A 9,611-nucleotide genomic window follows, 5' to 3' on the forward strand; every position below is an offset into this window, starting at 1 on the left:
CGCCGGGTACAGGCCCGCGACGGTCCCGATCAGCAGCGTCGCGCCGAGCGCGCCGGCCGGCGCCCACGCCGGCAGCACCGGCGGCCACCCCCTCGCCGCCGCGAACCCGGCGGTCACCGCGGCGCCGAGCAGCACGCCCGCCGCCCCGCCGGACGCCGACAGCAGCAGCGACTCGGCGAGGAACTGCGTCCGCACCTGGCCGCGCGTCGCGCCGAGCGAGCGGCGCAGCCCGATCTCGCGGCGCCGCTCCAGCACCGACACCACCATCGTGTTCGCCACCCCGACCCCGCCGACCAGCAGCGCCACCGCGCCGAGCCCGAGCAGCAGCCCGGTGAACGCGCCCGCCGCCTCCGCCTTCGCCCGCAGCGCGTCCGATGGCCGGGCGACGTCGACCTCCTCGGGGTGCTCGGGGTTCACCGTGCGGGCGAGGACGTCCCGGACGTCGTTCACCGACGCGTCCGCCGACCGCTCGTAGATCGTCGTCGGGTGCCCGTCGAAGCCGAGGTAGCGTTCCGCCGCGTCCCAGCCGACGAGCGCGGACCGGTCGATCTCCGGCGCGAGCTCCGCGGGCCGCAGCACGCCCAGCACCGTGAACCAGCGGCCGCCGGCGAACACCCGGCCGCCCGCCCGGTCCACGCCGAGCCGCCGCGCCGCCTCCGACCCGAGCACCATGCCGGGATACCGCTCGGTCGCCGCGTTCAGCCACCGGCCGCTCGCCGTGCCGGTCCCGAGCGTCGCGAGCAGGTCCGGCGAGGCCGCCTGCACCGCGATGCCCTGCGTCACCTCCACCGGGATCCGGTCGGTGCGGCGGACCGTCGCGTCCACCGACCCGGTCGCGCCGACGCCGGTGACGGGGCCGATCCGGCGCACCATCTCCGGCGCCGTCTCCGGCAGCTCCGCCTGGTCGCCGAACAGGGTGCTGCCCGGCTTCGCCGTCAGCAGGTTCGTGCCGAGCCGGTCCAGCCGCCGCAGCAGGTCCTCCTTGCTCGACGACGAGATCCCGATGACCGCGACCATCGTCGCGATCCCGATCGCGATGCCGAGCGCCGACAGCACCGCGCGCGCCGGACGCGTCCGCAGCCCCGCGAGGCCGACCCGCACGACGTCCCGCGGCCCGAGCCGCGCCGGGACGAGCCCGCTCACCGGCTCCTCGCCCCCGCCCGCTCGTCCGCGACGACCAGCCCGTCCCGGACCCGGACCCGGCGCGGCGCGCGGGCCGCGACGTCCAGGTCGTGCGTGATGATCGCGACGGTGGTGCCGGCCCGGTTCAGCTCGTCCAGCAGCGCCAGCACCCCGGAACCGGCCGCCGTGTCGAGGTTGCCGGTCGGCTCGTCGGCCAGCAGCAGGTCCGGATCGCCCGCCACGGCGCGCGCCACCGCGACGCGCTGCTGCTCGCCGCCCGACAGCTGGTGCGGCCGGTGCCCGGCCCGGCCGCCGAGCCCCACCCGCTCCAGCGCCTCCCGCGCGCGCTTGCGCCGCTCCTTCAGGCCCGCGCCGCTGTAGAGCAGCCCGTCGGCCACGTTGTCGAGGGCGCTGACGCCCGGCGCTAGATGGAACTGCTGGAAGACGAACCCGATGTGCCGCGCCCGCAGCGCCGACAGCTCCCGGTCGCTCAGCCCCGCCACGTCGTGGCCCGCGACGCGGACCCGGCCCGCCGTCGGCCGGTCCAGCGTCCCGACCATGTGCAGCAGCGTCGACTTCCCCGACCCGGACGGCCCGACGATCGCCACCAGCTCCCCCGTCCCGATCACCAGGTCCACGCCGCGCAGCGCCGCGACGCTCCCGTACTCCTTCGTCACCCCGGCCAGCTCCACGATGGCGTCGCCGGCCGCGCCGTCTCCGAGCCTCATTCCGCCGGCACCCCCACCGCGACGCCCTCCCGGATCCCGGCGCCCTCCACCTCGACCCGGCCGCCGCCGAACGACCCCGTCCGCACCGGGACGAGCCGCCGCCGCGCCCCGTCCACGACCTCCAGCCCGAAGCCGCCCTCCTTGAGCGCCAGCAGCGCCTCCACCGGCACCGACAGCACGTCCTTCCGCCGCTCGCTCTCCAGCTCGACGCTGACCGGCGCCTCGTCCAGCCGGCCCGTCCCCTTCCCGCTCAGCGACACGTCGACGCCCACCGTGGTCTTCTGGTCCTGCCCCGACCCGGTCGTCTCGGCGACGCTGCCGACCTCGCTGATCGTTCCGCCCACGGTCGTCCCGCCGGGCAGCTCGACCCGCACCTTCTCCCCTTCGCGCGCCATGTCCTGCTTGTCGGCGTCCAGGTCGATGTGGACGACCCGCCGCGTCCCCGCCACCGTCAGCACCGGCTGCCCCTGCACGGCCCGCTTCCCCTCCGGCGCCTTCACCTCCTTCACCTTCACGGCGCCCGCGAGGAACACCACCTGCCCGGGCGAGACCGTCCCCGTCCGCTCGAGTCCGCGGTCGTCCTGCCACTCCTCCACCGCGGCCTCGGTCGCGCCGGTGAACGCGTCGTCCACGGTCATCCCGCCGTAGCCGAGGGCCCGCAGGTTCTCCTCCAGCTCCCGGACGTCCTTGCCCGAGTCGCCGTCCCTGAGGACCCGGTACATCGGCACGCCCCCGTACATCAGCGTGACCGGATCACCCGCGATCCTCAGCAGCGTCCCGCCCCTCCTGGCCGTCGCGCCCTGCGCCGGCGCCCACGTCACGACCCCGGACGCCCCCGCCCACACCTCGCGCTCGTCGCCGTAGGTGAGCTTCCCGTCAACCTTCTCGGTGTCCACCAGGTCGCCCCTGGTCACGGTCGCCGTGCCGAGCCGCGTCGCGGGCGGCTCCGCGCCCTTCCCGTCGCCCGACGTCCAGGCGAGCACTCCCCCGCCGGCCGCCACCACCACGGCGGCGACCCCGCCCGCCGCCACGGCGCGCCTCACTTCCCGGCTCCGGGCGCGAGGGCCTTGCACGCCTCCCGCGCCTTGTTCACGGTCTCCGGATCCGTCTTCCCCGCCGGGATCTGGATCGTCCCGTCGGGGTCCGGGTCCTTCATGTCGACCCCGTGCTCCCGCATGCACTGCGCGAACTTCACGTACTGGTCCCGCACCTTCGGGTCCTTCAGATCGGGCAGCTTCCCGCCGGCCTGCAGCCACGACTGGCATTTCTTCAGCGCGGCCTGCAGTTTCTCCTTCCCGACCCCTTTCCCGATCCGCATCGTCTCGGCGTGCCCGCTGCCGGGGTCCGGGACGTCCACTCCGTTCTGCCGCATGCACTGCGCGAACTTCAGTTGCGCGTCCTCCGGACTCAGCGACCGGCTCGGCGACGCCGACGCCTTCGCCGCCGCCCCGCCGACGCTCGCGACCCCGTCCCCGCCATCACCGCCCCCGCACGCCGCCGCCCCGGCCAGCACGACCCCTGCCACCACGACCGCCCGAACCCGATTCCCCATGTCTCCCTTCCCGCCGAACCCCACGGCCCAGCGCCCCCACCGAACCCACCCCCGCGTTAAACGTGCATTAGCCGCAGTCGCCCTGACGGGATCGGGCCAAGTCGCGGAACGTCGCCGGACGACCCTCTCACCAGCAGAAACGTCCGGCGGAGTCGCGGCGAGTAAGAGCACATCGAGCCTCATTGGCTCACCACTCTGGCTCCCGTGGCTCCCCGAGCTGAGAGGAGGTGTCATGTCCCCACAGATCAACGAAGACACGATGACCGTCGTCCTGGACGGCTAGGCAATCGCCACCGCAACCCGCACCGACTGCGGATGCCGGGTATCGACCGCCGCGGGGTGAAGCAAATCATCACCAACGCACCGGCCTGTGCTCCGCCTGCGTGAATCTGACCGGCTCGGGATACTACAGTGCCAGTTCGTGACCGATGCCCCTCGTCGCACCGCTTCGGACGATGACCTGCTTCTTGAGAGGCTGCACTCTCTCGCATGGGGAGCACGGGGCTCGATCCCCGCCCGCGGCTGCCTCCCGGACAAGCCGTTTCCTCCACTCACGATTGCCGAAGTAGAGCGCGCAGAAAAGAAACTCGGGTATCGGCTGCCCCAGTTGCTCCGGCGCATCTATACCGAGATCGGTGATGGCGGGTTCGGGCCGGAAGGCGGGCTCGCATCGCTGACACCGCGCCGCATTCCGGACTGGGATGTGCCGGACTGGCCTTGCGCAACCACCATCCATGCCCAGCGGCCGGGGTGGGAGTCGCCGGCTTCGTGGCTCTACCTGACGGGGGGTGGCTGCACCATGGCGTGGTACGTCTCGCTGATAGCAGTCGATCACCCGGTGCTGCTCTGGGACGCCGATGGCTGGGAACCAGACTGGGGCCAAGAGCCTCACGACGGCCTGCGCTACGCGGCGCCATCTCTGCGTCAGTGGCTGTGGACCTGGGCAGACGGAGGCAATGTGTGGGACGAGGCGCTCGCACAGCCCGAGTAGGCGCGGGACCCACAGCACCAACTTGGCACGTATGTCTTCTTAAGCCAAAACCGCAGGTCAGCCTTTCGAGTGGCCCCAGGCTCAGCCCCTTGACGACGTTCATCTCCGCTGATCGGGCACGCGCCGAGATCATCGGGTGCACGGGCATTAGGTGGATGGGGTTTTGGTTTGGTGATAAAGGGTGGGGTGGGAGTGTGCAGTTGAGGCACATAACCGAGCGTGCCCGGTCGGCCATAATCCGTTCGTGCCCAGCAATGCCGCGCCCCCGCTGAACGAGGACTTCCGGCTGGTCGAGGGGCTCCGGGGGCAGCGGCCCGGGGCGGTCGGCCACGTCTACAACGTGTACGGGCCCGAGCTCGTCGAGTACGCGGAGGGGCTGCTCGGCGACCACGGGCGGGCCGTGCAGGCGGTCCGGGCCGCGCTGCTCGCGCTGCGGGCCAAGGGGGCGGACGTCCCGGACGCGGGAACGTTCCGGGACTGGCTGTACGACGTCGTCCGCGACGAGTGCCGCAGGCCCGCGCGGGGACGCAGGCGGATCGCGGTGATCGGGGCGGCGGCCGCGGCGGTACTGACCGCGGGGCTGGTCGTGGCGTTCGAGCCGGGCGGGGACGCGAAGCCCGAGCCGGCGCGGCCCCAGGCGGCGCCGGCGACGCCGGGGGCGAGCCCGCCGCCGGTGACGGTCTCACCGGCGCAGAAGGACGGGCAGAAGAAGAAGGACGAGAAGAAGGAGAAGCCCGCTGCCGGGAAGCCGGCTGAGCGCAGGCCGAGCGGCGGGGGTGATGGCGGGGCCGGGCGGCTCGCGGTGAGCGACGGCGGGTGCCACGGGCTCGGTGTCGCCGGTCTGCCGAGGTCGTGCCCGGTGCGGCTGACGGCGGTGGGCGGGACGGTCCACTGGGCGGTGGCGTCGGTGCGGTCGCGGGGCGGGCGCGTCAGCGCGTCCGGCGGCGGGACGCTCAAGGCGGGGCGGTCGGCGACGGTGACCGTGGTGGTGCGGCCGACGGTGCTCTGCTACATCGGCGGGGGCGGCGGAGGGTCGGTCTCCTTCTCGCCGGGCGGGACGGCGACGATCTCCTACACCTGCTGGCGGCGCTAGAACATGGCGGGTAGCCGGGCTCCGACCAGGGAACGATTCCCGGACGGAGCCGCCGACGGCGCTCCGGAACCGAGGAGCTGGCATGGACCCACGGCCCGAGATCGACACGACCGTGCCGCATTCGGCACGGGTCTGGAACTTCCTGCTCGGGGGCACGGACAACTTTCCGGTCGACCGCCAGGCGGGCGAGCGGATCTTCCAGTCGTTTCCCGGTATGGTCGACATGGCGCGGCGCTCCCGGCAGATGCTGACGCGGGTGGTGCGGTTCCTGGCCGCCGAGGCGGGGATCCGGCAGTTCCTCGACATCGGCACGGGACTGCCGACCATGGACAACACCCATGAGGTCGCGCAGCGGATCACGCCCGAGGCACGCATCGTGTACGTCGACAACGACCCGCTGGTGCTCGTGCACGCCAAGGCGCTGCTGACCAGCCGGCCCGAGGGCGCCACCGACTACATCGAGGCCGACGTGCGCGACCCCGAGCCGATCCTGGCGCAGGCCGCGCGGACGCTGGACTTCGAGGAGCCCGTCGCGCTGATGCTGATGGGCATCCTCGGGCTCGTCCAGGACTACGACCAGGCCCGCGACGTGGTGCGGCGGCTGGTCGAGCCGCTGGCGTCGGGCAGTTACGTGGCGGTGTACGACGGCACCGACGACGACCCGGCGTACATGGCGGCGATCGAGGCGTTCAACTCCGGGAGCGGCGCCGTCCCGTACACGCCGCGCAGCCCCGAGCAGATCGCCCGCTACCTCGACGGCCTGGACGTGCTGCCGCCCGGCGTCGTGCCGGTGACGCGGTGGCGTCCCGACCCGGGCCCCGAGCTTCCCAGCGTGGCGTGCGCCGGCGGCGTCGCGCGCAAGCCCTGACCTGCGCGGCGGCGCCCTTACGAGGGTTTAACCCCGATTCGTCCATGCTCCCGGTATGCGTGTGCTGATCGTGGAGGACGAGCGGGTGCTCGCGGACACGATCGCCGAGGGCCTGCGCGAGGAGGCCATGGCGGTCGACGTCGTGTACGACGGGGACGACGCGCTGGAGCGGGCGTCCTACACCGAGTACGACGTCGTCGTGCTCGACCGCGACCTGCCGACCGTGCACGGCGACGAGGTGTGCCGGGAGCTCGCGGAGCGGCGCGGCCCGGCGCGGATCCTGATGCTGACGGCGGCCGGGGACGTCGAGGACCGGGTGGACGGGCTGTCGCTCGGCGCCGACGACTACCTGCCGAAGCCGTTCGTGTTCGGCGAGCTGGTGGCGCGGGTGCGGGCGCTGTCGCGGCGGTCGGGGGCGCCGGTGCCGCCGGTGCTGGAGCGCCGCGGGATCCGGCTGGACCCGCACCGCCGGCGGGTGGCGCGGGACGGCCGGGAGCTGCGGCTGACGAACAAGGAGTTCGCCGTGCTGGAGGAGCTGCTGCGCGCCGAGGGCGGGGTGGTGAGCGCCGAGCGGCTGCTGGAGCGGGCGTGGGACGAGAACATCGATCCGTTCAGCAACATCGTCCGGGTGACGATGGCGACGCTGCGCCGCAAGCTGGGCGAGCCCGCGGTGATCGAGACGGTCACGGGGTCGGGGTACCGGCTGGAGGCGCGGTGAGCGTGCGGGAGCGGGTGCGGGTGCGGACGCCGCGGCTGAGCGTCCGGACGCGGCTGACGCTGGTGTACGGGTCGCTGTTCCTGGTGACGTCGGCGGTGCTGGTCGCGGTGATGTACGTGCTGACGGCGCGGACGCTGGACCAGCGGCTGCCGGAGCGGACGAGCGTGGACCCGCAGGTCGCCGCGAAGCTGCGGGTGCTGGTGGCGTCGAAGGACTTCAGCCGGCTCTTGGCGGTGAAGGCGGAGGCGGACCGGCAGGTCGCGCAGCAGAAGCACGACGTGCTGGAGCGGCTGCTGCAGACGTCGCTGCTGACGATGGTGGTGCTCGGCGTCCTGGCGGTGGTGATCGGGTACCTGGTGGCGGGGCGGATGCTGCGCCCGCTGCACAAGGTGACGGCGACGGCGCGGCGGCTGTCGGAGAGCACGCTGCACGAGCGGATCGCGCTGGACGGCCCGCAGGACGAGATCAAGGACCTGGCGGACACGTTCGACCGGATGCTGGACCGGCTGCACCGGGCGTTCGACGCGCAGCGCCGGTTCGTCGCGAACGCCTCGCACGAGCTGCGCACCCCGCTGACGATCAACCGGACGGTGCTGGAGGTGGCGCTCGCCAGCCGGAAGAACCCGCCGGAGACCAAGGCGCTGGCGGACGTGCTGCTCGGCAACACCGAGCGGCACGAGCGGCTGATCGAGGGGCTGCTGCTGCTCGCGCGGTCGGAGCGGGAGCCGGCGACGCGGACGCCGACGCCGCTGCCGGAGGTGGTGCGCGGCGCGCTCCACGACCTGGACGGGCGCACCGGCGAGCTGGACGTGGAGGTGCGGCTGGCGCCGGCGGAGGTGGCGGGCGATCCGGTGCTGCTGGAGCGGTGCGCGATGAACCTGCTGGAGAACGCGGTGAAGTACAACGTGCGGGACGGCCGGGTGTGGGTGCGCACGGGGGTCCGGGACGGGGAGGCGTTCCTGCAGGTGGTGAACACGGGGCGGCCCGTCCCGGCGTACGAGGCGGCGCGGATCTTCGAGCCGTTCCGGCGGCTGCGGGCGGACCGGGTGGGGTCGGCGGACGGGGCGGGGCTGGGCCTGTCGATCGTGCGTGCGGTGGTGGGCGCGCACGGCGGGACGATCGAGACGGTGCCGCGGCGGGGCGGCGGCCTGTCGATCACGGTCCGGCTGCCCGCGGTCGCGCGCGAGGCCCTGACCCCCGCGTGACCGCGGCCGCCCCGCGCGAGCGAGGCGGCGGGCGGCGGGGTCAGCCCGCGTTCTCGGCGGGGAGCGGCCACGGCGGGGGCTGCGGCCAGTCGACGCGGCCCTCGGGGCGGGTCTGCTCGGTGCCCGCGGTGAGCCAGCGGTGCACGACCTTGCCGGTGGCGTTGCGGGGCAGTTCGGGGATGAAGTGGACGTCGCGCGGCACCGCGTACCGGGCGACCTGCGCGTGCACGTACGCGCGGACGGCCTCGGCGTTGAGCCGGGCGCCGGGCCGCAGCACGATGAAGGCGGCCAGGCGCTGGCCCCAGTCGTCGTCCGGGACGCCGATCACGGCGGCCTCGTGGACCTCGGGCAGCCGCAGGAGGGCGTCCTCGACGTCGCGCGGCACGACGTTCTCGCCGCCGGAGACGACCATGCCGTCGGCGCGGCCGTCCACGAACAGCAGGCCGCGGTGGTCGATGTGGCCGAGGTCGCCGGTGGCGAGCAGCCCGTCGCGGACCTGCATCGGCTCGCCGCCGGTGTACCCCTCGAAGAGCAGCTCGTTGGCGGCGAAGATCTCCCCGATGGTGGAGCGGCCGACGCGGCGGCCGTCGGCGCCGACGATGGCGAGCGAGGTGTTGCGCGGCGGGCGGCCGGCGGTGCGCGGGTCGATCCGCAGGTCGCGCGGGGTGGCGATGGACACCCAGGACGCCTCGGTGGAGCCGTAGACGTTGTAGAGCTTGTCGCCGAACGCGTCCATGAACCGGGTGGCGAGGTCGCCGGGGAGGGCGGCGCCGCTGAGCGCGGCGATCCGCAGCGAGGTCGTGTCGTACAGCGCGCGGGTCTGCGGGGCGAGCTCCAGGATCCGCTGGAGCATGATGGGGACGGCGAACAGGACGGTGTCGCGGTGGGAGGCGATCGAGCGCAGCGCCTGCTCGGGGTCGAACCTGCGGTGCAGGACGATCGGGGCGCGCAGCGCCCACGCCATCTGGAGCGCGGCGTAGCCCCAGGTGTGGAACAGCGGCGCCTCGATGATCATGGTCTGCCGGGTGCGCAGCGGGATCCGGGAGGTCATCGAGGCCAGCGGCCACAGCCCGGGGCGGGGCGGGCGGCGGGCGCCCTTGGGGCGGCCGGTGGTGCCGGAGCTGAGCATGATCGTCCGGCTCTGGATCTGCGGCGGGCCGGGCGCGGTCTCGGGCGCGGGCACCGAGCGGATCACCTCGTCGATGCTCGGCCCGGTCTCGGCGGCGACCGGGGCGGCATGGTCGGCGGGGCCCGGCGCGGGGGGTGCGGCGACGGGCGCGGCCAGCGGCGTCCCGGCGGCCGGGGGTCCGCCGGGCGGGCCGGGACGGCGGTCG

10 protein-coding genes are annotated in these 9,611 nt (G+C 74.1%); 5 read left to right on the forward strand and 5 right to left on the reverse strand.

The window, feature by feature from the left end; all coding sequences use genetic code 11:
• The 4 genes from F9B16_RS45705 to F9B16_RS53260 form a co-directional block, all read right to left on the reverse strand.
• The coding region (locus tag F9B16_RS45705; protein ID WP_151546533.1) for an ABC transporter permease at nt 1-1,143 on the reverse strand (1,143 nt) is incomplete at its 3' end.
• Nucleotides 1,140-1,850, reverse strand: a complete 711-nt coding sequence (locus F9B16_RS45710) for an ABC transporter ATP-binding protein (protein ID WP_151546534.1) — start codon at nt 1,848-1,850, stop codon at nt 1,140-1,142. The genes F9B16_RS45710 and F9B16_RS45705, both read right to left, overlap by 4 nt.
• On the reverse strand, nt 1,847-2,893 hold the full coding sequence (locus tag F9B16_RS45715; RefSeq protein WP_225992528.1) for a peptidoglycan-binding protein: 1,047 nt from the start codon (nt 2,891-2,893) through the stop codon (nt 1,847-1,849). Before F9B16_RS45715 ends, F9B16_RS45710 begins: the two co-directional genes overlap by 4 nt.
• The gene (locus F9B16_RS53260) at nt 2,890-3,402 is read right to left on the reverse strand and encodes a hypothetical protein (protein ID WP_225992529.1); all 513 of its coding nucleotides are present in this window, start codon (nt 3,400-3,402) and stop codon (nt 2,890-2,892) included. Before F9B16_RS53260 ends, F9B16_RS45715 begins: the two co-directional genes overlap by 4 nt.
• A 421-nt stretch (nt 3,403-3,823) precedes the next feature.
• On the opposite strand from F9B16_RS53260, the gene F9B16_RS45720 reads away from it, so the two are divergent.
• The 5 genes from F9B16_RS45720 (at nt 3,824) to F9B16_RS45740 (ending at nt 8,277) form a co-directional block, all read left to right on the forward strand.
• The gene (locus F9B16_RS45720) at nt 3,824-4,393 is read left to right on the forward strand and encodes an SMI1/KNR4 family protein (RefSeq protein WP_151546536.1); all 570 of its coding nucleotides are present in this window, start codon (nt 3,824-3,826) and stop codon (nt 4,391-4,393) included.
• Between the two features lie 244 nt (nt 4,394-4,637).
• Complete coding sequence (locus tag F9B16_RS45725) at nt 4,638-5,486, forward strand: RNA polymerase sigma factor (RefSeq protein WP_151546537.1); 849 nt, start codon at nt 4,638-4,640, stop codon at nt 5,484-5,486.
• Between the two features lie 82 nt (nt 5,487-5,568).
• A complete protein-coding gene (locus F9B16_RS45730) occupies nt 5,569-6,354 on the forward strand; it encodes an SAM-dependent methyltransferase (protein ID WP_151546538.1) in 786 nt (261 codons plus the stop codon).
• Between the two features lie 55 nt (nt 6,355-6,409).
• Nucleotides 6,410-7,072 carry a response regulator transcription factor gene (locus F9B16_RS45735; RefSeq protein ID WP_151546539.1) on the forward strand — a complete coding sequence of 221 codons (663 nt, stop codon included), beginning with the start codon at nt 6,410-6,412 and terminating at the stop codon, nt 7,070-7,072.
• Nucleotides 7,069-8,277, forward strand: coding sequence for a sensor histidine kinase (locus F9B16_RS45740; protein ID WP_225992530.1), 1,209 nt, complete (start codon nt 7,069-7,071; stop codon nt 8,275-8,277). The genes F9B16_RS45735 and F9B16_RS45740 overlap by 4 nt, the downstream gene beginning before the upstream one ends.
• A gap of 40 nt (nt 8,278-8,317) precedes the next feature.
• Here the strand turns inward: F9B16_RS45740 and F9B16_RS45745 are convergent.
• On the reverse strand, nt 8,318-9,611 hold a 1,294-nt coding region (locus tag F9B16_RS45745; RefSeq protein WP_151546540.1), incomplete at its 5' end, for an AMP-binding protein.

This window comes from Actinomadura montaniterrae (genome assembly GCF_008923365.1).
GTDB classification, from domain to species: Bacteria; Actinomycetota; Actinomycetes; order Streptosporangiales; family Streptosporangiaceae; genus Spirillospora; species Spirillospora montaniterrae.